The sequence below is a fragment of the Bartonella sp. MU70NMGDW genome, from assembly GCF_042194085.1.
In the GTDB taxonomy this organism is placed as follows: domain Bacteria; phylum Pseudomonadota; class Alphaproteobacteria; order Rhizobiales; family Rhizobiaceae; genus Bartonella; species Bartonella grahamii.
The window spans coordinates 1-22,762 of sequence record NZ_JBHIMK010000029.1; the positions used below are offsets into that span (position 1 = coordinate 1).

Genomic DNA, 22,762 nt, shown 5'->3' on the forward strand with positions numbered 1-22,762 from the left:
GGCTTTAATTTATTTTCCATTGAACACTTACAAAATCAATGGCACTGCCAATTGCAACGTTATAGCATTATCAACCCTCAAAACGAGATTGCATGTATTGAAACAATTAATCTTTAAACACCTTCATAGTTGCCAAAACAACCAAAAACGAAAATATTTTTATTTCATATCCCTTTGGAAATTATAACTCTTATTTCCCCTTTTCTCCTTAAAAGACAAAGTTCTACTTTCCCTGTCGATAAATCAATTTCTCTCAGAGAATTCCATCTGCTACCCCTCTTATATGACTGGCTTTACAAACTCATTGGTCTACTTCCTTCCCGTCCTAAAGGACGAAAACTTCTACCACACCTGATCTATAAATAATCCAGATTCTTGTCGCACGGATTCCACCTGCTAATTGTGCATGTGATTGACTTCACAAAGTTCTACACACAAATCCTGCCTTGAATTTCATCATACACCCCTCCAAAAGCATCTAATGCGCAAAATCCTTATACCACTACAGTGATGTATATTCTATAGAATAATAGAGAACCTCATTCAGATTCTATACCTGAAAATCAATGACTAAAGTATATAATTTCAATAACCAAACATACTTGTAGTTCATGAACAAATGATGTTGATTGATTTATCGTCAATACAGATTTATCGTAAATATATTTGAAATAATCCCCTACTATTTCATTCGACATTTATTATCGTACATTTAAAAGATTTATAAAAATAATAGATTCTATTTCTATAATAGGCATAGTTAATAATGTTTTTTATGTCTCGATAAATTCATAATTTGCTATCTATTTTTTCCTATAAATCACTTTATAATAATCTTTATAGATATTTTATTAATATAAATTATTATTATTAAGTTTTATTGCGGATGTAGTTTTACGTGCTTTAACGATTTTTTGTTATTAAATAAATATCTTACGACAATGAAAAACAGAAACGTCGATTGTATGAGAGGTATTTCAAATAAAACAAAACGCAATTAAGTTGCCAATTCATGTGTTTGTTTTAAAAAAGCATCTTTTAAAGCACCCAAATCCATTTCCCACAGCACCTATGAATAATGTAATGATAAGTCCATTTAGCAGCACCATCTTTACGTTTATGAAAAAGCCAGCTAGTATCAAAATCTCACACTTTGCCAAGTCCCAATGCAGCGACAGCCTTTGGCACTTGAGAAGGTTCATAAGGAGTATTTTTATTCTTTCTTTCATGTTTTTTATCTCACGGCTCTCCCTCCTTTTGACGTGCAAAAGACATGGTTTTCACTGGTTCAACATGGTATAGGTTTAAAATGAGAAAATCTTATGATACTTGGGTCTCTCACTCAACATGAAAAAGTAAATTATATTTATAAATAAACGTATTGTTCGAATAAAATAGTAACTCTTTTGAGTGAAGGATATTTCACTGCACATATCTAAAAAATAAAAGCCTCATTCTAAAATGAGACTTTTGAATTTTTAATTCGGCAAAAACTAAAATTTATAAGCTACACCCACGCGGAAATCGTTTGTCTTGTAGCCCATTTCAAATTTATCATGCACGAACTTCTTCTTACCAAAATCTGAATAACGGTATTCTGCACGCACAATAACATTATCAGCCATTGCAAAATCAACACCACCTCCGAGGGTATAACCAATCATGGTCTTTTTTTCATCATGCAACCAATCAGAAAAATTAACTGCTCTGTTGTTGCTGTCAGCAACTAACCCAAAAATATTCTGAAGTTGCGTATAAGCAATCCCTCCAGAAACATAAGGCATTACACGCTCAATCGCAAAACCAACTCTCACCCGCGTAGCACCAGCCCATTTTTGTTTTAAAGTATGACGTACAGCTTCAATAGGTATTGTCGAATCCTCCTCATGAGAATCTCTTGTTAGATTTGCTTCTTCTGAAGAATCTTCTTCAGTTTGACTTTTTTTGGGTCGATTAATATCTTTTGTACCCTTTTTATCAGACCACATAATATCCGTATCAATACCTATAATAAAACCATTATCGATATCAATATTGGAACCTGCATAAACTCCCCCTATAAAACCAGAAAGTTTAGGTAAATCCTCCTTTCCAATTGGATTCCATATCCCCGTCTCATCTTTTAAATAACTTGCAGTTGTTTTACCTGAAAAGCTACCAATCTGTCCTCCAAGATAAAATCCTGTCCAAGAAAAAGCAGGAGCTGCAATAACAGGAACGGGCTGTTCAGGAGTAACCATATCCGCCGCCTGTACTACAGAAATTGAAATTAAAGAAAAGATAGATGTTGAGACTAAATACTTTGTAATCATAATTGCTCCCCTAAAAGCTAATGTGATACATAAATAATAGTAAATAGTTTCACAGTTTTTTTTTAAAATCTATAGCAAAAATGACACAGTTATAAAAAAATAAAATTAGTTTTAATAAATAATATTATAAAAAAATTTAAATATGCTTTATATTTCCATTAATTATTACATATTAGCTTTTATAGCTTCATATTAATCATGATTATACAAATAATTATAATATCAATTTTTTGAAAAAATGAGATATGTAATTAATAAAGATTTTTATCATATTGATTTTAATATTTTGGTATTATTAGTGTAATGAGACATAATCTCTATAAGTTTTTATATAAATATGTACGATAAAAACACTCTTGCATATATTTTTGTGTTGAATATCCCTTAATTCATAAATGTATCTGATATACCGCTGCTTAATAAATGACCCATATGCTTTTATCATACACATGAGATAAGGCTCATAAAGAATATCATTCACTAAACTCGTCACTCATCGCTTTTTGTATAAAGAATGACACATCTAACAGAAATTTTTTTTCATCACACTTGAGAAACCAGTAGAGAACTTCACTCTAACCCTCTCAAGTGTGTAATGAAATAAAAGACAAAAATTAATATATAAAAACGGAATTAATAATTTTTATTATTCTTATAAAATTATTTTAATGTTTCATGATTTTTGTAAAAACTGAACAGACCAATTGCCCAGTTTCTGCAATTAGTTTTTCAACACGAAGCAAATCAGGTTCCCCAACACTATTTAACAAAAGGTCACTTAATCCAGGTGGCATATCATTGGGATCAAGAGAATCATTTAAGCAAAGCCGTATAATTTGACTCAAATTTGTATAAAGATGATAGGCATAATGTAAATCAGCAATACATGACTGATTAAGAAAACTGTCTGGTAAGTGATCTAAAATATCAGCTGTTGTTGCTCCAATTTGAAACTCAATGACATGCGTAATAAGAGAAAATTGAGCAATAAACTCCAAATCCATAATGCCACCAGACATCGTTTTTAAATCCCATTGATTTTTTGGCGGCTTTTCTTTTGCAATCAAGGAACGCATTTCACATACTTCTTTTGCAACTTCCTTCTTATCACGAGAAATAGCAATAATTGCACACACTTCATTTTCTAGCTTTTGTAAAAAATCAGGATCTCCTGCAATGCCTCGAGCCCTTGTTAAAGCAAGATATTCCCATATCCATGCTTCTTGGCGATAATACTTTTTAAAAAATGGAAAAGAAACAGCAACAGGTCCTTTATTGCCTAACGGCCGTAACCTTAAATCAACGACATAAAGAACACCTTGGCTTGTAAGAGTGGATAAAGCAGAAATGAGGCGCTGTGCTAAACGCGTATAATATTGAGAGATATAAAGAGGCTTTTCTCCATCAGATATTTCTGCATCATCATCGTGTTCATAAAGCAAAACGAGGTCAACATCGGAATCTGCTGTTAATTCGCGACTTCCAAGCTTCCCCATACCCAATATGCCAACACGCCCCCCTTTAATACTACCATGAAGACGAGAAAATTCCTCTTGAACGGCAGCAAATGTTTTTGTAATCATAAGATCAGCAAGCGCAGTAAAAGCAAAACCCGCTCTTTCTCCTGTAATTGCACCATTCAAAATTCGAATACCAATTAAAAAACGTTGTTCATCTGCAAAAATTCTTAAATGGTCGAGAATTTCCTCATAAGAAAGAATATTTTCAAGAAAATATTCAAGCCGTTTTTCTAAATACGCTTTTGTTGGTAATTCTGAAAGAATATTCGGATCTAACATTCCATCAAAAACATGGGATCTGCGTGTAATAATTTCTGCAAGACGTGGAGCAGCACCCATAATAAGGACAAGCATATCCAAAAGAGAGGGATTAGACTGTAAAAGACTAAAAAGCTGAATTCCTGAAGGTAAGCCCTGTAAAAAACTATCAAAACGCAACATCGCCTCATCAGCTCGTTTTGTCCCACCAAAAGCTTTCAAAAGAGCTGGTGTTAATTCCGTTAATCTCTCGCGTGCTTCGGCTGATTGCGTTGCTTTATAACGACCACAATGGAGAGTGCGCATAATACGACAAATATCACTTGCTCTTTCAAAGCCTAAACGGCTTAACGTTATTAATGTCTCCGGATCATCTTCTTCACCTGTAAAAACTAAATTACCAATTTCTAAACCAAGTTCTTGCTCATTCTCAAACAGTGCTGCATAATGTTTTTCAACAACCTGAAGTGTTTTTAATAAATCACGGATAAAACTGTTACTGTCTTGATAACCCATTAAATAGGCAACACTCGTGAATTGAGCAATATCATTTGGAAGAAGGTGTGTTTGTTCATCGAAAAGCATCTGAATCCGATGTTCCACATTTCGAAGAAAAGCATAACTTTTTATAAGACTATTTCTTGTTTTCTCACTAATCCAACCAAGCGTGTGAAGTTCTGCTAACATTGCAACTGTCTGACGTCCACGTAATTGAGGAAAACGCCCACCGGCAATAAGCTGTTGTGTCTGAACAAAAAACTCAATCTCACGAATACCACCACGACCTAACTTTATATTATGCCCATAAGCTGCAATTTGACCGTAATTTTTATGCGCATGAATTTGACGTTTGATCGAATGAATATCAGCAATAGCAGCGTAATCTAAATATTTCCGCCACACATAGGGAAAAAGCTCTTTAAGAAAGTTAAAACCTGCCCTCTTATCGCCAGCAACTGGACGTGCTTTAATCATGGCTGCTCGTTCCCAATTTTGTCCACGCCCTTCGTAATACCGCAAGGCAGTCCTTACTGGTAAGGCCAAAGGGGTTGATCCTGGATCTGGACGAAGCCGAAAATCAAGACGAAAAACATATCCTTCCGCAGTGCGTTCTTGAATGATACGGATTAATCGGCGTACCATTTTAGAAAATACGTCAACACTTTCAGAAAGATTACCAATATGAGGTGATGTTTCATCAATGAAAACAATAAGATCAATATCAGAAGAATAATTAAGTTCCCCTGCTCCTAATTTTCCCATCCCTAAAATAATTAAACCACAGTCTTTTTCTGGATTCTCACGGCTTAATAAATTGATCTTACCATGATCATGCGCTTCTCTTAATAGAAAACGCAGCGCTACACTTAATGCTGCTTCGCCCAAACGTGTCAACCAAGCACATGAAACTTCGTAAGTAAAAACACCACTCAAATCAGCTAAAGCAATGAGAACATGCGCTTCTCTTTTTTTGCGCCTTAAAGCAGCCATTAATGAAGTTTCATTTATAGTTTCATCCTTATCAATAGCCGTAATATCATCTATAATTTCGCTCAGCCTTGTTTCTATATCAACATTTAATAAAGCACTAAGATATGATGGATTGGCAATTAAAACCTCACGCAAAAAAGGAGATAAGGTCATAACTGAACTGATAAAATCAATCTGCGTTCCACTCTCTAAGATAAGGGAAATAAGAGATTCTAAACCTTCTTCCCTTGCTTGTTCTTCCATGTCTTTTAACCATTGGGAACCACTTTTATCGAGAGGGCATAAAGGGAGAAGCTGTGTTTTTAAAAAAGCTTGTTTCGTCTGCGCTCCCTTGAAAAGCATTTTGCCTTCCTTTCTATTGCTTTATACTTTTAAAATAGTTGTTACGTATGAAAAGAGAAAAGTGAAGAAAAATATCTTTAAGGAAATAACAAAACAGCCCTAAGCCCTGGATTTGCATTTTCAAGTAACAACTCACCCCCGTGAAGCTTCATAACTGCTTTTGCTATACTTAAACCAATCCCAAACCCAGGTTGTGTGCGGCTTTCTTCAAGACGAACAAATCGTTCTGTCACTTTTTCAAGTTTATCCTCTGCTATTCCTGGTCCATTATCGCTCACAACAACTAATAAATGTTCATCACGATATTCCATTGATAAGCAAACCTCCGCTTTCCTTTCACCTTTAGACGCATATTTAATGGCATTATCTATAAGGTTAAAAATTGATTGTGCAACAAGCTCACGATTCAACTTAAGGTCTTTATTAAATATATTCCCCAACCGAAGTAAAACACCTGACTCTTCAGCAAAAGGTTCGTAAATCTCAACAGCATCTTCAAGGATCAGTTTCATATTCATCATTTCAAGATGCTCAATCGCACTACTGGCTTCAATACGTGAAATCATTAAAATCGCATTGAACGTACAAATAAGTTGATCTGATTCTGCAATAACCCTATCAAGGACCTGACGATATTCAAGCTTTGTCTTATTTCCTGAAAGCGCCTCTTCAGCGCGATTTCTAAGACGCGTTAACGGCGTTTTCAGATCATGAGCAATGTTATCTGATACTTGACGTAAACCAATATTTAACTCTTCAATGCGGTCTAACATAACATTAAGATTAGCTGACAATCGATCAAACTCATCCCCTACTCCAGAGACAGGTAAACGCCCACTGAAATCACCATCCATCAAGCGCTGTGATGCAGCCGTTACATGATCAATCCTTTGTAAAGCTCTCCTGCCAACAAAAAACCATATGAGTAAAGCGCCTCCAACCATTGCAGCAAGTGCAATGACCACAGCTTTACGAATAACCACTGCAAAACGTTCTGGCTCATCCAAATCGCGTCCTATAAGAATCTTCATAGCATTAGGTAAATCAACAATAACCGCCAAAGCGCGATGTTCACTTGTTTTGCCATGTTCTCCAAAACGGGAATACAAAAAAGAGGTAGAAATAAAACCACTCTGATTCAAAAGACCTAATTCAATACGTGCTACATTTCCTGCTAAAATACGCCCCATAGAATCCGTGACAAGATAAAGAAATGCTCCTGGTTGTCTTGAACGATAATCAATAGTGCGCATTAATAAGGATAATCCTCCATAATTATAAGCATTTTCAATATACTTTAATTCTTCATGTAAAGCCTGTTCAGTTTGCTCTGTTAACAATGAAGCAGAAAATGCCGTCATATAAATAGAAAGCCCTGTTGCCACCAATCCAAACAATAAAATGTAAAGTGCTGAAAGCCTTAGCGCCGTCGTGCGCATTATATTAATCAAACGATTCATGCTTTGTTATCTGGTGCTTTCAGCATATATCCAGCTCCACGCACGGTATGGAGAAGGGGAACATCAAAATCTTTTTCAATTTTGGCTCTCAAACGGGAGATATGGACATCAATGACATTCGTTTGTGGATCAAAATGGTAATCCCAAACATTTTCCAAAAGCATAGTGCGTGTAACAACCTGCCCCGCATAGCGCATCAAATATTCAAGTAAACGAAACTCTCGTGGTTGCAATAGGATGTTTCTATCACCCCGTTTTACCGTATGTGCTAGCCGATCAAGCTCAAGATTACCTACACAATAAACAGTTTCTGCTTCTTTAGGATTTTTCCGCCGTTGTAAAACTTCAACACGCGCAAGAAGTTCAGAAAAAGCATAAGGCTTTGTCAAATAATCATCTCCCCCTGCACGCAACCCCGTTACACGATCATTAACTTGCCCTAAAGCAGACAGAATAAGAACCGGTGTTTCATTGCCTTTAGCGCGCAATTCAGCAATAATAGAAAGACCATCACGATGCAAAAGCATTCGATCAACAACCATAACGTCATAATTTTCCGTGGTCGCTAAAGCGTATCCCGTATCCCCATCATAAGCAACATCAACGGAATGCCCTACTTCCAAAAAAGCCTTTTCGAGATAATGCCCCGTCTCATGATCATCTTCAATAACGAGTATCTTCATAAAACGTATCTCCATTACTTTATTATGTTGTAGGACAAATGTTTAATAAACATTTGTCCTACAACTAAAGCCTTATTTTTTCAAAATTGGTAGAGCAACAAAACGATTTTGATCATTTGTTCGCACTTGTAAGAGTATAGCCTTTCGTCCTAACTGCTGAGCATTTTTGATTGTACTAACAATATCAGAGACTCGTTTAACCGGTTTATTATTTACTGTCACAATGATATCACCAGGACGTATCCCTTTATCTGCAGCATCTGAATCGGTATCGACATCCGTTACGACAACCCCTATACCATCATCAGAAGGTATAACAATCAGACCATAATCTTCCAATGTTTCATCTAAATCACCCCGTTCATTTGAATGTTTTGAAGCCTCCTTCTTACTTTCATCTTCAGACATTGAAGCGAGTTTAACCTTGATACTTTCCTCCTTACCTGACCTCCAAATCCCTATGGTTACCGTTTCTCCTGGTTTAATATTTGCAATACGTTTCGCCAGATCACGTGCATCAGCAACCTTTTCATTATTCACTGAAATAATTACATCACCCGCTTTAATACCAGCCTTTTCTGCCGGTCCTTTTAACGGATCAGTAACCAAAGCACCTTTGGCTTCTTTCAAACCTATTGAATCGGAAATCTCCTTTGTTACCGGCTGAATCTGAACACCTAACCAACCACGTTGAACTGAACCTTTTTCAATAAGTTGTTGCACAACCTGTTTTACAGTCGCTGCCGGAATAGCAAAAGCAATCCCAACATTTCCTCCAGAAGGAGAAAAAATTGCTGTATTAACCCCAACAACCTTTCCATTAAGATCAAACGTTGGACCACCAGAGTTTCCTCTATTAACAGCAGCATCAATCTGAATAAAATCATCATACACACCAGTGCCAATATCACGTCCACGTGCAGAAACAATACCTGCTGTCACAGTTCCACCAAGGCCAAATGGATTCCCAATGGCAACAACCCAATCCCCAACACGAAGCTTTGAATCATCACCAAAATCAACATAGGAAAATTTTCTTTTATCACTCACTTTTAATACGGCAAGGTCGGTTTTGGGGTCTTTACCAATGAGCTTTGCGTTCAATTCTGTACCATCATCAAGAACAACAGTATAACTTGTTCCGTCAGAAATCACATGATCATTTGTCACAATGTAACCATCAGACGAAATAAAAAAACCCGATCCAAAAGCAACAGGACGGAGTCTCCGTGATTGCTGGGGAAATTTATTTTTAGGTTTATCAAAATCATAAAACTCTTTAAAAAACCTTTTCAAAGGATGCTGGTCTGGTAATTGATCAAGTCCTGGACCACTAAAAAAGTTACTAAAGAACCTATCTTCTTTCTTTTTATTGCTCTTTACTTGTACTGCTACAACTGCTGGTTTCACTTGAGCAACAATATCGGCAAATCCCTGTTGTTGCATTAACGAAGTAAATACAGAACTCGCATGAGCCTTTGTCATCCACAAGCTTGATGTACATCCACTAAAAAACAGTGCACTTTCCAATATCGCAGAAAAACTCACTGCGACAAATGTTTTAAAGAAAGCCTTTTTAACCATTTACTCTATGCTCCTATTCAATCATACCTTTATTCCAATTTCGATCACTTATAAAACACCAGACCTTACCATTTTCTGTCTAAATTATTAAAGTTTTGTAAGGTTTCAGTATTCCCTAATATAATTACAATAAGATTGTATGCTCATTGCAGATGATCTGATTTTTTTCTTTTATATAACATCTTTTTTAATGCAATGGCATTTTTGGCTGTTCTTCTTCATTAACATAACTCATTATTTTCTCATGATTGTTCCGTTTGAAGTGGAAAAATATGATACTTGCGCCAATGATGATAATGATCAAAGGCGAAAACCATAAAAACCAAGTTATTTTATTCAATGGTGGCTTCAAGAGAATAAATTCACCATATCGCTCAACAAGAAAGTCAGTGACTTGCTGATTACTATAGCCCATTTTTAGCCTTTCCCGAATTAAAAGCCGTAAATCACGTGCTAAAGCAGCATCTGAATCATCAATTGATTGATTTTGACAAACCGGACAACGTAAATGCGATGAAATATGGCGTGCTCGCGCTTCAAGAATCTTATCCTTTAAAATCTCATCCGGCTCTACTGCTATTGCTAATTGAAAAGGAAACGTTGCAATTAAAAAAAATACAATCCAAAGAATTTTTTTCATCTCAATGTCTTTTCCAAAAATTTAAAGCAGGCATTACCCTATTGTACATACCAATGCGAAACCAATACCCCAGAAGAGAAAGACATCCCCCCATAGCCATCATGAATGCCCCTAACCAAATACATATTACATAAGGCTTCCACCATACATGCACAACAAGACCCCGATTATCGATATGTCCTGGTACAATATATAGCTGCGATAAGCCATGATTTTTCAGACCAACTTCTGTTGTTGATGTATTTTGGCTCGAGTAAAATCGCTTTGAGGCTGTTACATGACCCACAATGTTTTTATTTTCATATATTTTAAAATAAAACTCCACTGCCGAATAATTCGAACCAACATCATCATACACTGCATCAAAATGAAGCGTTTTATCCGCTATCGTCACCCTATCCCCTACGTTCATGATTAAAATACGTTCTTGCCCAAAACTTGCCACACAAACAATACCAAATAATGTAACACCTAATCCCATATGTGCTATTGCTGCACCAAAAGTAGACCATGGCAATCCAAGAAATCTCTTAACGCGTACTGAAAAAGCTCTCTTGCCATATCCACTCTTTCCCCATAGATCCGCTAAACTGCCTAAAAAAACAAACGCTGAAAGCCCAATCCCTAAAACGGCAAAAATATCACGCACAGATGTCGCATAAAATATTACAAAACAGACGATACCAACCAATACAAAAACAAACCATAACCGTTCAAAAACTGCAAGAAAATCACCGCGTTTCCATGCCATCATTGTCCCAAACGGAACAAACAACAACAGCAAAACCATTAGCGGTCCACAGGTAAGGTTAAAAAAAGCAGCCCCTACAGAAATTTTTTGTCCTGTTAATATCTCAATAAAATAAGGATAAAGCGTACCAATCAATACTGTTGCTGTTATTGTTGTTAGTAACAAGTTATTTAAAACAATAAACCCTTCACGTGAAATTGGTTGAAAAAAATTTCCTGTTTTTAAAATAGGGGTGCGCAAAGCAAAAAGAAGAAAAGCCGCTCCTGTAAAAAACAATAAAAGTGCAAGAATTGCTTGCCCCCGTGCTGGATCAACAGCAAAACTATGAACAGAAACTAAAAGCCCCGAACGCACAAGAAAAGTTCCCATCAGAGAAAGGGAAAAAGTAAGCAGCGCTAAAAACAAAGTCCAACTTTTCAATATTTCTCGTTTTTCGAGAACAAGAGCAGAATGTAAAAGAGCCGTTCCTGAAAGCCAAGGCATAAACGAAACATTTTCAACAGGATCCCAAAACCAATAGCCCCCCCATCCTAGCTCATAATAAGCCCAATAGGAGCCAACCATAATACCCAATGTCAAAAAACACCAAGAAAGTAAAAGCCATGGACGAATCCCACGTGCCCAAATTCTATCAACATGTCCCATAATCAATGCCGCAACGGCAAAAGAAAAACAAAGTGAAAAACCGACATAACCTAAATAAAGTAGCGGTGGATGAATTGCTAATGCGATATCTTGTAAAAGAGGACTGAGACCATTTCCCTGTAATGCTGGTGGATTCACACGTAAAAATGGGTTGGATACAAAAAGAATAAATAAAAGAAAAGCACTTGTAATCCAACTTTGGCAAATTAAAACAAGCGTCTTAAAATCTTCTGGAAAATGTTGGCTAAAAAAGGCCATCAATGCACTAAAAAAAGCAAGACTTAAAACCCATAACAACATAGAGCCTTCGTGGTTGCCCCAAACACCGGTAATTTTATAGAGCATCGGTTTTTCTGAATGAGAATTCTCAACAACGTTCAAAACAGAAAAATCAGATACGACATAAGCATAAATTATCACTAAAAAAGATAAAAGTAGTAATGTAAAAGTGATATATGCTAGAGGAACAGCTGTTTGCATTAACAAACGCTCTCTCCACCAAACACCTAAAGCAGGTAAGAACGCCCCTAATAAGCTTACTGAAAATGCTGCAGCTAAAAAAATATGACCCAGTTCGACAAGCACAATCGAATTATTTCTCCATACTGTAATATTTTTTCAAACGATCAGCTGTTTCTTTAGGCATATAAGTTTCATCATGTTTTGCTAAAATACGCATCCCTATAAAAAAACCCTGTTTATCAAAATGCCCTTCTACAATCACTCCCTGACCTTCACGAAAAAGATCCGGTAAGGCACCGTTGAAAACTACTTTTTCATGTTTTTTGTTATCCGTTACAAAAAAAATAACGCCTCTCTCTCCAACATATTGAACGGTTCCCTTTTCAACAAAGCCACCCAAACGCAAAGGGCGCTCCGTTAAAATATCTTCTCTTGTAATTTCAGAGGGCATTCTAAAAAAACTGACCGCATGACGCATTGCATACACTATGAGACTTGCTGCAATTGTCATAACCAAACAACATAATAATATGATCAGTAAGCGCCTTTTTTTTCGCTGCTCTAAAATAACCTTCCATGAGGCAGAACTCTTTAAAGATTGACTGTTCATAGACACTCTGCGAAAAAAGTTTAAATACGTTATAATTAAGTATCAATATTTTATTTCTTAAGAGCTTTGCACATCTTCTACATAGGTGCAAGATTTCTTTTCTCTGTATGCTCACGCGATAAATCACGTAACTGAATCATCATTTTTTTAACACGTGATTGTCCTGAAAAATTTTCAGGCATTGTATCAAGAAAGCTTTGTAAAAATTGCACTGCCTGCGCAGTTTTTCCTGCTTGATGCAATGCATCGGCCAACAACAAACGTGGATAAAAATCTGTTGGCGCTAAATCTGCTGCTTTTTGAAAAGCATTTTGTGCTTCTTGTGTTATCACTCCCCCTTCATAACCAACCAATGCTAAACCATATCCTACAAGCCTTGGAGCTGTTTCTCCATTCAAACGAAGTGCGTCTAAATAAGTATTCACAGCCTCTTGAAAAAGGCTTTCTTCGAGATACCCTACCGCTAACGCATCTGCTAGCTTGCCATCATGAGGTGCACGGAAAAAAAGCACTTGTAAACGAATAAGCTTTTCTTGCTTACTAAGAGTTTTAGGATCCTTATCCATTAATTCGCTAAAAAAATAACTTTTCACTTCTGGACTGCCTGTCAGACCATAAATATTCCATGTCATAAGAAGAACAAATAAAATACTTAAAGCCTTAAGAATATTTCTTTTTTTATAATGCATATAAAGCTTGTTAAACTCAATCGTATGCTTATGACTTCTATAACCATCCGCGGTTTGAACTTTCCATTCTTTCTTTATCTCATCATCAAAACGTAGTGAAAGAAAAAGAATACTTGCCAGAAAAGTCAGAAAAAATGCTGCAAAAATTAATAAGAGCATATCATTTTTTTCCAATACAAACAGAGAATGACTCGCTTACATTTTACCCTCTTCATGAGAAAAATGATGTGAACTGATAAAAATTCATTTTTTCATGGAAAATATTATAAATATCTATCATATATATCAATTAAGCAAAGAAACTAAAAACAATGTTTCCCTACTCTTTATGTATTATCTGAAAATACTGCTTTACAAACTTTATAGACATTTCTTGCTTAAGGCGAAAATATGTTATTCTCCCATCTTAGGTAATAAAACTTTTGCATACAACCCACCCAAATCAGAACGTGATAAAAAGAGCTTGCCACCATATTCACTGACCATATCTGAAACAATTGCTAGCCCTAAGCCTGCCCCTAGTTTACTTTCATTAAACCGCCGCCCTCTTTTTAATGCTTCCTCCATTTTATCTTCTGTTAAACCAGGACCATCATCTTCTACAAAGATACTAAAATATTCTGTTTCTTCAACATTTTCTTCTAAACAACAAGAGATCAAAACCTTTGCTCGAGACCACTGAGTAGCATTTTCAATCAAATTCCCTATAATTTCTTCTAAATCTTCCTTCTCTCCAGAAAAAACAATATCATCAACATCCATAGTAAATTGAATTTGTTTTTCAGGATTAAGCTTTTTCATAACCCGCACCAAACGTTCAAGTACACTGCGAACAGACGTATGATAGACAATACTATCGCATTGTGCTGCAATCCGCGCACGCTGAAGATAATGATTGATTTGAGCTTGCATTATTTGCGTTTGCTCTCTCAACAAACAAGCCTTTTCTCCGCGCATTTTATCTGTCTCATTCATAATCACGGACAGAGGCGTCTTCAATGAATGCGCGAGATTACCAACCTGTGTGCGAAATCGCTCAATAATACGCTGATTATTATTAATGAGAGCATTCATCTCTTGTACAAGCGGCATCACTTCGCTTACTAAATCCGTATTCACATAGTGAACTCTTCCTTCGCGAATATCATTCAATGCGCGTCGAATAAGCTTCAACGGTTGAAAACTAAAGAAAATAATAGCAATATTAATAAGAACACTCCCGATACCGAAACTCCAAAGAAAAATTTGCAAAGTTCGCTTAAATTCCTTTACTTGGGCATGAGCTTCATCGATATTCCCAACAAGCCGAAAACGTGCAATATGATTTTTATTATCAAGAACAACATCACTCTCAATCACTTGTAACTTTTGACCATTGTTCCCCTTTATCCGATAAGAACGAAAGAATTTATTGTCAAAAGGTATATCAACATCACTTGGTGTAAATATCTCGCCTGTTCCCAATGAGGGGGATGTCAATCTTCCTTTTAAATTATGGGATATCGCAACAACTTCCCAATACCATCCTGTTGCTGGATCAGAATAACGAATATCATCAATCCCAGCCCCTCCTCTCAAAGTACCTTCCGATGACACCGTCACTGTTGCAATAAGACTGTAGAGTTGAGCAGAAAGGATACGCTCTAGGCTTTGTTCAGTTGAACGTTTATAAAATAAAATACTTACTGCAGAAATCGATAAAAGAGAAATAACAACCCATAATGTTGATAAGACCATAACACGTAAACTGAGAGATCGAGTAATTACAAAAAAGAACCTCCTACACCAATTATTCTCTTCGAAAATATTCATTAATCACCTAGCGTTCTCACGCGATACCCCATTCCCCGAATAGTTTCAATCAAATCCATTCCAAGCTTTTTCCGTAACCGACCTACAAAGACTTCCACCGTATTCGAGTCCTTATCAAAATCCTGATCATAAAGATGTTCAGTAAGCTCTGTTCTTGAAATGACCCTATCACAATGATGCATGAGATACGAAAGTAGTCTGAATTCATAAGATGTTAGTTTAATCAACTGACCATCCACAAAAACACGAGACGTCTTCGTATCCAACAAAACATTTCCGCAACATAATGCACTTGTCGCATGTCCCGTAGCGCGACGAATTAATGCCCGTAAACGCGCCATCACTTCCTCCAAATGAAATGGCTTCACAACATAATCGTCAGCCCCAGCATCAATACCGTGCACCTTATCAGACCAACGGTCTCGCGCTGTTAGCATTAAAACAGGCATGGAGTGCCCTTCTTGACGCCATTTTTCAACAACACGAATACCATCAATATACGGTAAACCTATATCAAGTATCACCGCGTCGTAAGACTCTGTGCTACCTAAAAAATAAGCCTCTTCACCATCGAAAGCACTATCGGAGACATATCCTGCACGTCTTACAGCTTCTACTAATTGATGGTGAAGATTCCGATCATCTTCAACGATTAAGATACGCATCACAACACCATCTGCCAAAAACTAATCAGCAGGAACAAAAAACTCAACACGACGTAACTTTTCACCATTACGGGCTGGTACAACAACTACAATTGCACACATGTCCTTTCCGTCCTGAACTACCGATTTTGAACGGACGAGAACCCCGCTCTCTTGCGCGGCAACCTTCTTACCTACTTCAGCACACCCAGAAGCTAGAACAGAATCTGCTCCTAAAAAAGCTGCTATTATCACAAACAAGAATTTTTTTTTCATCATAAATATTTCAGTAACCCATCTCTTCTTTTCCTTGATAAAGGATAAAAGAAATAATGGTTTTTTTGGGTCGACTTAAAAATCACAAATGGAAATAATTTATCCTCTATCTTACAGAAGAACACATTAATATTATTCCAAATTTTTAAAAACTCAAAATAAAATATTTTTAATAATGAGAATAAAATTTATTCAATAAAATAATAAAATCCTAATACACTATCTTACGAAAAATGAATAATTCTAAAATAAACTCTTTCTCTGTTAGCACTATAGCAAAAAAATACTTCTACTCCATATAATTATTGTAGATTTGTTTGGTTGTATTTCTTTGCCATAGGCTCTCTTTAAATGTTTGATTTTTTTAAAAAAAAGAAAAGGCAACATCGTAAGCCATTTCACAGTCCTGCTCTCATTGAATTAGACGCACGATTAGACACAGCGCTTTATCACATTCGTTCTGCTAACAGTTTTTTCTGGAAAAAGGCAAAAATCGTCTCACAAAATTTTCATCTTCAAGGATGGAAACGTTTTATCGTTGAAGTTCTCGATGAAATACTGACATTAGGGTTGATGGGATTTACTCTTTTCACTATTTTAGGCATTTCTATTTTTGAACTGACCAAAACAGATTGGTCTTCTCCTAAAAACTTTTCCATTCTTTTTCTAGATCGCTATGGAAATTCCATTGGGCACCGTGGTGCATTGCCAGCGATCTCTGTCCCCGTTGAAGAAATGCCTGACACTGTCATTAAAGCGGTTCTTGCTACAGAAGACCGTCGTTTTTTTGATCATTGGGGTATTGATTTTCAAGGACTTACACGGGCAATTTCACAAAATATGCAAGCTAACGGTGTGGTGCAAGGTGGCTCAACTCTCACACAACAATTGGCTAAAAATTTATTCTTAACAAACGAGAGAACCATAACACGTAAAATCAAAGAAGCTTATCTTGCTCTTTGGCTAGAAGCAAATTTTAGCAAAAAACAGATTTTACAACTTTATCTTGACCGGGCCTATATGGGAGGAAATAATTTTGGTATTGCCGCAGCGGCAAAATTTTATTTTGGAAAAAACATACGTCATATATCCTTAAGTGAATCTGCTATGTTAGCAGGACTCTTTAAAGCTCCAACAAAATATGCTCCTCATAGTCATCTCTTTGCGGCTCAAACACGTGCCAATGTAGTCCTTTCTAATCTTGTTAATAGTGGCTTTATGACGAAGAGCCAGATTATCAATGCGCATCGCCACCCTGCTAGGGCACTTCCCCAAATAGAAAATAATCAGGCTGATTATTTTCTTGATTGGGCATTCGAGGAAGTCAAAAAAATGCGTAATCAACTTCCAAGCCATAGTTTAATTATTCAAACGACCCTTGATCCGAATATTCAAAAAGCAGCAGAAGAATCAATTGCATATCATTTACATCAATATGGTCAACAATATCGCGTAACACAAGCTGCCACTGTTATACTCGATAATAACGGTGCCGTATGCGCAATTGTTGGAGGACTAGATTATAAAAAGAGTCAATTTAACAGAGCAACACAAGGCGGACGGCAAACTGGTTCTTCATTCAAACCCTATGTTTACGCAACCGCACTGGAACACGGACTGTCTCCCTCAACAATCGTTCTAGATGCTCCCATCAATTGGGGGGGGTGGACACCAAAAAATAATTCTGGTCGTTATTTGGGGAAAATTGATTTAGCAACAGCTTTAGCTTTTTCCATTAATACAGTCCCTGTGTATCTCACCTATCAATATCTTCACCGCGATACCCAACCCATCATAGATCTCATCAAGAATATGGGGATTAACGCGCATATTTTATCACACAAAACGATGGTTCTTGGCACTTCCAACATGACCCCCATGGATCAAGCTACAGGCTTTAATGTCTTTGCGAATGGCGGGATAGCTGGTAATCGGCATGGGTTCATGCAAATCAGAACAATCGATGGGCATGTGGTATGGGATTTCGAGCATAACGGAAATAAGTTACACCGAGTTCTCAGCAGACAATCAGCTGCCTATATGAACCAAATGATGGTGGGTGTCACAACACGAGGGTCTGGTAAGCGTGCTGCTCTGCCCATGACTCTTGTCGCTGGGAAAACTGGAACATCACAATCCTATCGTGATGCTTGGTTTGTTGGCTTTACTGGTAATTATACTGGAGCGGTATGGATGGGAAATGATAACTTTTCACCGATGAATCGTGCTTTTGGGGGTGGAGTTCCTGCCATGATATGGCATCGCATCATGCTTGCTGCACACCAAAATATTATGCTCAAACAACTCTATGGTGTTAAAGATTCTCTTCTTCCTTATCATCCCCCAATACTTTCCTCCCATGTAGATTCTGAATTTTTTCCCCCAACACCCTCTACGCTTTCTCCTGAAACATTGAATATTGTGCGATTGATTAACAAAGATCTGAAAAAACCATCTGCAATTTCTTTGAAGATGAAAACAACTGGAGATTCAACATTTTGAATTCAAGATATTCACTGATGTTTTTTAATATCACCATTTTCTTTTTTATCTTCGCTTTTTCTATTTTATGTGGAAAATTGAGTGTCGATTATGTGCTCAATTCCTTTCATCATTTTGGACTCTTTAGAATTGGAAAATGGAGTGCTTATCCACAAATAGGAACCGCCAATATGGATCCCTATACCCGCTCCCGCACCGCTAAACAAAGCATTGTTTCACTCGGACGCACTGAAGGCATTCAATTCCAGATTTGGCAAGATAACCAAGGGCGTCCACTCCACCCTCGCTGTGATTATTTGCTCAAAGGCACCATTCCTGAAACCCGTCTTTTTACCCTTTATACAGCTGACAAATCCCTAAAGCCCTATACTTCATCCAAAGAAATACCTTTTGAACTCCACACGAACGCTATTACTTACGAGCATGATGGCTCATTGCGCATCAATATTTCACCTACACCGCAAGCCGGCAATTGGCTTGCAACAGTTAGTCAAAAAGAATTCGGGCTTATTCTTACCTTATACGATACCCCAATCATCTCTGCAACGGCATTACAAAAGCTTACAATGCCATCAATAGAACAAATTCCATCAGGACAAATAAATTGTGACTAGATTCATTTATATCGCACTTCTTGCAATCATTGGCGCTATTATCGTTCATATTTGCGTTCTCTTTCTCATCCCCTATTGGGCACAAAATAATATATGGACAGCACTTAAAAAATCCGGCGCCCCTTATCAATTTGTTGCTTTTACTCCCGATAATCCTATTCAACAATCTGCTGATCCACTCTTTCTTCTTAAAGTCTGCAGATTTAATCTTGAAAATGGACCTGTTCATTTAAAAGCTTTGAAAACACGACAATTTTGGTCACTCGCTGCTTACACACACAAAGGAATTATTTTCTATAGCCTTAATGACCGAACAGCCCCTGATGCTACACTCGATCTTATTATTGGAAAACCAATACAAATAATAGAACTCAAAAAATCAAAACCTAAAATAAATGCTAATTCAGTTTTGGTTGCTAAAAATTTGAATGAAGGTTTTGTCATTTTACGTATTTTTGCCCCTTCTTCGCTTGCAAAAAAGGAAAGTGAAGCTTTCCTTTCATCTGCGACCTGCCGCATATTTTATGAATAAAAACGGACTAACCTCTCATTTGTACAACACCTTACTTTCTATACAAAATCAACGAAGCCTCTCAAAATGGTTATCTTTTTTCTCTATTAATCGAATACTCGAATTCAGATTTGTCTGATTGTAGATCCCTAAATTTTTTATTGAGGTAGAATGAAATCTCTATTGCACATCATCATATCCTATTTGATACGCATTATCTGACAGAAAAAACTCCCCGCAATCAGAAGAGAAAAATCAAGAGTAAAGTTCTAGAAAAATATGCTGCTAACAACTGTAAACTTGCTATTTGAATTTATTTCTTTTTATTTACAAACGTTTCCATAAAGTTCGCATCAATGACATGATAAACTATAGAAGAAATACTGATTACCTTCAATGAAGTGCGAAAATAATCGCTGGAAACTTATAAGCATTATGCATCCTTGACCTCAAAAATAAGTGCTTTATTTTTCTCTTATAAGCAGAAGCTTTTTGTAAGATAGGCACTCTGAAAAAACTTGGCTTATAGTTTACAATTGAGGGGAAAAAACTTCATGAAGAAGAGATATGTTCGGTTCGTTTCAAGAGCAGCAGTATGGTCCCCTCGATTTGGTGGATTAGCGTTCTTTATTTTATTATTTTCAGTCATTTTACAACGTTTTTCCGTCATTAACGTAACCGACTTCATAATTTTGATCGGAATCTCTACCGGCTGTGTGATTATTTCTCTTTTTCTTGCTTTAAAAGCACTTTACAGCTTATGGGTCTATGGAGCCCTAGGGGGAATGAAAGCTTTAAAAGGGATCATTTATTCGGTAATAACGGCTACACCACTGATGTTATTTTTTGGACTTTGGTTTACCTTACCGGCTCTTTACGATATTTCTACCGATACACAAAGCCCGCCGGCTTTTTTTCGCACAATACGTCCCAGCGATGCTTTACCGCTCAAAAGTGTTTTGACTGAACAAGAAACATTACAGATGTCACAATGGCCAGAACTATCGGGGCGCCGTTATGATGGTTCACCTGACCGTATTCGCGAATCTGTTCTTAATGTTTTAGCAGACTATGATTGGCCTGTTGTGGCTCAACGAGAGTTTAAAGGTGAAGAAAATGCGCTTTATATTGAAACGAGAGCAAAAACTTTTTACCTTGGGTTTATTTCGGATATCGTGATACGCTTAACTGATGAAGGGGATAGCACTTTTGTTGATATGCGTTCTGCTTCTCGTTATTTACCAAGAGATTTGGGAACGAATGCTGCTTTTATTATCAATTTTATGGATGCACTTGATACAGAAATCGCTTCTCTCCCTCTTTCTCAAGATGATGGATAAAAATCAAGAGAGATAAGGCACTTTATTTCATAAAAATTGCTTATTTTTCAATAAATCATGATACATAAGCAAACAATCACTTTTCAAAAACTATAAACTGATAATCCTTATACAAAAGATAATAATCTCAAAATAACCCATGCTTGAAATAATTAAAAAGATTGAAAATAGGAAGTAAAAAACATAATTCTTTATGATAATACTGATTTTAAAGTATCTATCCCAATGTAATCAGTAAACATTTTTTTAAAGATAAATATTATATAAAAATAATAACTTATTTTTTATAAATAACTCTACAAATAACACCTTATAATTATATTTTTAAAATAATATAACAAATTGATTTTATATTATTTTAAAATTCCCATATATTCAATTAATAAATTTGCAGCATAATATAATATAAAAAACCTAATTGTTGATAATGTTGTCATTTTTATACTCCAGTTCTTACCTTTAAATCTATTGTAAGAAAACATTAAAAATCCATATATAAACGTTGCCAATAAGGAGCCAGTAAAAGTATGCATAACAAAAAATCCAGACTGAAATTTCATCTACTTTATGAATGATTTAAGAGAGAGAGCAATAGAGTATAATTCAAATAATTATAATTCTATATATAAATAATTTTTATAAAATTCCCATATATTTAACTAATAAACTTCCAGAATAATATATTATAAAAAATATAATTGTTGATAATATTATTCTTTTTATACTCCAGTTCTCACCTTTAAATCTATTGAAAAAAAACATGAAAAATCCAAATGCAATTGCTGTCACTAAGGAACTAATAAAAGTATACATGACAAAGAATCCAAAATAAAATATCTATTATCATAAACAAAAATATCCCTGAAATCAGTTTAGCCATAGCTTTAAAGTATGTTTACAATATCACTGATCTCAGAAATATCTTTATCGTTATTTTCTAAATAAATTAGAAACAGTGTCCCTCCACTTTACGGATGGCATTGATTGTATTTATCTATAAAACCGGTAGCAGCTCCTGTTAGTCCGCCGCCTACTGCACCACCGAGCGCACCAACAGGACCTCCAGAAGCTCCTGCTATTCCACCTCCTATTGCTCCTATCCCTCCCTTTATGGCAGCTGATTCAACGTAATCGCCTACTTGACAACTCGGATTTGGATGACATTGATTATACTTATCTACAAAACCGTTAGCTGCTCCTGTTAGTCCGCCGCCTACTGCTCCAGTGAACGTACCAACAGGACCTGCCACTGAACCACCTAATGCTCCTCCTAGTGCTCCTATCCCTCCCTTTATGGCCGATGCTTCAACGTAATCGCCTACTTCACAGCTCGGATTCGGATGAAATTGATTGTACTTATCTACCAAGGCATCACCAGCTCCTCCTATTCCGCCGCTTACTGCTCCACCGAGAAAGCCAGCACCTGCACCTCTTGGTCCAGCAATAGAACCTCCCGCTGCACCAGCACCACCTCCTAATACTAATCCTACAATGCCGCCTTTACCTGCTTCTTGAGCATAAGCGTCTGTATTATGATCATCTTCTGGAAAAAGCCAACTTTTTGGATGTGAGTTACTACTTGAATCACCAGCTCCTCCTATTCCGCCGCTTACTGC

The 22,762-nt window shown here is 36.5% G+C and carries 17 protein-coding genes and 1 pseudogene; 5 read left to right on the forward strand and 13 right to left on the reverse strand.

The annotated features are described in order from the left end of the window. Positions 1-117, forward strand: a pseudogene (locus tag ACFIKE_RS04410) (metallophosphoesterase); the annotation flags it as partial. A 1,376-nt stretch (positions 118-1,493) separates the two neighbouring features. Here the strand turns inward: ACFIKE_RS04410 and ACFIKE_RS04415 are convergent. The 12 genes from ACFIKE_RS04415 to ACFIKE_RS04470 all read right to left on the reverse strand — a co-directional run bounded on the left by ACFIKE_RS04415 (position 1,494) and on the right by ACFIKE_RS04470 (position 16,182). Next, on the reverse strand, positions 1,494-2,312 hold the full coding sequence (locus ACFIKE_RS04415; protein WP_375625090.1) for an outer membrane protein: 819 nt from the start codon (positions 2,310-2,312) through the stop codon (positions 1,494-1,496). A 665-nt stretch (positions 2,313-2,977) separates the two neighbouring features. Beyond that, positions 2,978-5,923: a bifunctional [glutamine synthetase] adenylyltransferase/[glutamine synthetase]-adenylyl-L-tyrosine phosphorylase gene (locus ACFIKE_RS04420; RefSeq protein WP_375625759.1), complete on the reverse strand. Its 2,946-nt coding sequence runs from the start codon at positions 5,921-5,923 to the stop codon at positions 2,978-2,980. A 77-nt stretch (positions 5,924-6,000) separates the two neighbouring features. Beyond that, positions 6,001-7,383, reverse strand: a complete 1,383-nt coding sequence (locus ACFIKE_RS04425) for an ATP-binding protein (RefSeq protein ID WP_375648474.1) — start codon at positions 7,381-7,383, stop codon at positions 6,001-6,003. Next, a complete protein-coding gene (locus ACFIKE_RS04430) occupies positions 7,380-8,066 on the reverse strand; it encodes a response regulator transcription factor (RefSeq protein WP_012754868.1) in 687 nt (228 codons plus the stop codon). Before ACFIKE_RS04430 ends, ACFIKE_RS04425 begins: the two co-directional genes overlap by 4 nt. A gap of 72 nt (positions 8,067-8,138) precedes the next feature. Continuing rightward, positions 8,139-9,650, reverse strand: coding sequence for a Do family serine endopeptidase (locus ACFIKE_RS04435; RefSeq protein ID WP_375648475.1), 1,512 nt, complete (start codon positions 9,648-9,650; stop codon positions 8,139-8,141). A 187-nt stretch (positions 9,651-9,837) separates the two neighbouring features. Then, positions 9,838-10,290, reverse strand: a complete 453-nt coding sequence (locus tag ACFIKE_RS04440; protein ID WP_375625753.1) for a cytochrome c-type biogenesis protein CcmH — start codon at positions 10,288-10,290, stop codon at positions 9,838-9,840. Position 10,291: 1 nt separating this feature from the next. Continuing rightward, positions 10,292-12,271 (reverse strand): heme lyase CcmF/NrfE family subunit, encoded by a 1,980-nt coding sequence (locus ACFIKE_RS04445; RefSeq protein ID WP_375648476.1) that lies wholly within the window; start codon positions 12,269-12,271, stop codon positions 10,292-10,294. 7 nt (positions 12,272-12,278) lie between these two features. Continuing rightward, positions 12,279-12,758, reverse strand: a complete 480-nt coding sequence (gene ccmE, locus ACFIKE_RS04450; protein ID WP_375625097.1) for a cytochrome c maturation protein CcmE — start codon at positions 12,756-12,758, stop codon at positions 12,279-12,281. Positions 12,759-12,835: 77 nt separating this feature from the next. Further along, complete coding sequence (locus ACFIKE_RS04455) at positions 12,836-13,606, reverse strand: tetratricopeptide repeat protein (protein ID WP_375648477.1); 771 nt, start codon at positions 13,604-13,606, stop codon at positions 12,836-12,838. Between the two features lie 234 nt (positions 13,607-13,840). Next, on the reverse strand, positions 13,841-15,259 hold the full coding sequence (locus ACFIKE_RS04460; RefSeq protein ID WP_375648478.1) for an ATP-binding protein: 1,419 nt from the start codon (positions 15,257-15,259) through the stop codon (positions 13,841-13,843). Further along, positions 15,259-15,924: a response regulator transcription factor gene (locus tag ACFIKE_RS04465; protein WP_375648483.1), complete on the reverse strand. Its 666-nt coding sequence runs from the start codon at positions 15,922-15,924 to the stop codon at positions 15,259-15,261. The genes ACFIKE_RS04460 and ACFIKE_RS04465 overlap by 1 nt, the downstream gene beginning before the upstream one ends. A 21-nt stretch (positions 15,925-15,945) precedes the next feature. Further along, positions 15,946-16,182 carry a hypothetical protein gene (locus tag ACFIKE_RS04470; protein WP_375625100.1) on the reverse strand — a complete coding sequence of 79 codons (237 nt, stop codon included), beginning with the start codon at positions 16,180-16,182 and terminating at the stop codon, positions 15,946-15,948. A gap of 348 nt (positions 16,183-16,530) precedes the next feature. On the opposite strand from ACFIKE_RS04470, the gene ACFIKE_RS04475 reads away from it, so the two are divergent. The 4 genes from ACFIKE_RS04475 (at position 16,531) to ACFIKE_RS04490 (ending at position 21,146) form a co-directional block, all read left to right on the forward strand. Further along, positions 16,531-18,681, forward strand: coding sequence for a transglycosylase domain-containing protein (locus ACFIKE_RS04475; protein WP_375648479.1), 2,151 nt, complete (start codon positions 16,531-16,533; stop codon positions 18,679-18,681). A 17-nt stretch (positions 18,682-18,698) separates the two neighbouring features. After that, complete coding sequence (locus ACFIKE_RS04480) at positions 18,699-19,295, forward strand: DUF1214 domain-containing protein (protein WP_375648480.1); 597 nt, start codon at positions 18,699-18,701, stop codon at positions 19,293-19,295. Next, entirely contained in the window at positions 19,288-19,827 is a 540-nt protein-coding gene (locus ACFIKE_RS04485) for a hypothetical protein (protein WP_375625103.1), read from the forward strand. Before ACFIKE_RS04480 ends, ACFIKE_RS04485 begins: the two co-directional genes overlap by 8 nt. Before the next feature lie 533 nt (positions 19,828-20,360). Next, complete coding sequence (locus ACFIKE_RS04490) at positions 20,361-21,146, forward strand: DUF1499 domain-containing protein (RefSeq protein WP_375648481.1); 786 nt, start codon at positions 20,361-20,363, stop codon at positions 21,144-21,146. 968 nt (positions 21,147-22,114) lie between these two features. On the opposite strand, the gene ACFIKE_RS04495 is transcribed toward ACFIKE_RS04490, so the two are convergent. Beyond that, positions 22,115-22,762, reverse strand: a 648-nt coding sequence (locus ACFIKE_RS04495; protein ID WP_375648482.1) for a hypothetical protein, incomplete at its 5' end; no start/stop codon positions are given.

Coding starts and splice junctions, on each gene's coding strand:
- ACFIKE_RS04480 (WP_375648480.1), top strand. CDS start 18,699: ATGTTTTTTAATATCACCATTTTCTTTTTTATCTTCGCTTTTTCTATT.
- ACFIKE_RS04440 (WP_375625753.1), bottom strand. CDS start 10,290: ATGAAAAAAATTCTTTGGATTGTATTTTTTTTAATTGCAACGTTTCCT.
- ACFIKE_RS04420 (WP_375625759.1), bottom strand. CDS start 5,923: ATGCTTTTCAAGGGAGCGCAGACGAAACAAGCTTTTTTAAAAACACAG.
- ccmE (WP_375625097.1), bottom strand. CDS start 12,758: ATGAACAGTCAATCTTTAAAGAGTTCTGCCTCATGGAAGGTTATTTTA.
- ACFIKE_RS04490 (WP_375648481.1), top strand. CDS start 20,361: ATGAAGAAGAGATATGTTCGGTTCGTTTCAAGAGCAGCAGTATGGTCC.
- ACFIKE_RS04430 (WP_012754868.1), bottom strand. CDS start 8,066: ATGAAGATACTCGTTATTGAAGATGATCATGAGACGGGGCATTATCTC.
- ACFIKE_RS04475 (WP_375648479.1), top strand. CDS start 16,531: ATGTTTGATTTTTTTAAAAAAAAGAAAAGGCAACATCGTAAGCCATTT.
- ACFIKE_RS04425 (WP_375648474.1), bottom strand. CDS start 7,383: ATGAATCGTTTGATTAATATAATGCGCACGACGGCGCTAAGGCTTTCA.
- ACFIKE_RS04455 (WP_375648477.1), bottom strand. CDS start 13,606: ATGCTCTTATTAATTTTTGCAGCATTTTTTCTGACTTTTCTGGCAAGT.
- ACFIKE_RS04470 (WP_375625100.1), bottom strand. CDS start 16,182: ATGATGAAAAAAAAATTCTTGTTTGTGATAATAGCAGCTTTTTTAGGA.
- ACFIKE_RS04465 (WP_375648483.1), bottom strand. CDS start 15,924: ATGCGTATCTTAATCGTTGAAGATGATCGGAATCTTCACCATCAATTA.
- ACFIKE_RS04435 (WP_375648475.1), bottom strand. CDS start 9,650: ATGGTTAAAAAGGCTTTCTTTAAAACATTTGTCGCAGTGAGTTTTTCT.
- ACFIKE_RS04460 (WP_375648478.1), bottom strand. CDS start 15,259: ATGAATATTTTCGAAGAGAATAATTGGTGTAGGAGGTTCTTTTTTGTA.
- ACFIKE_RS04415 (WP_375625090.1), bottom strand. CDS start 2,312: ATGATTACAAAGTATTTAGTCTCAACATCTATCTTTTCTTTAATTTCA.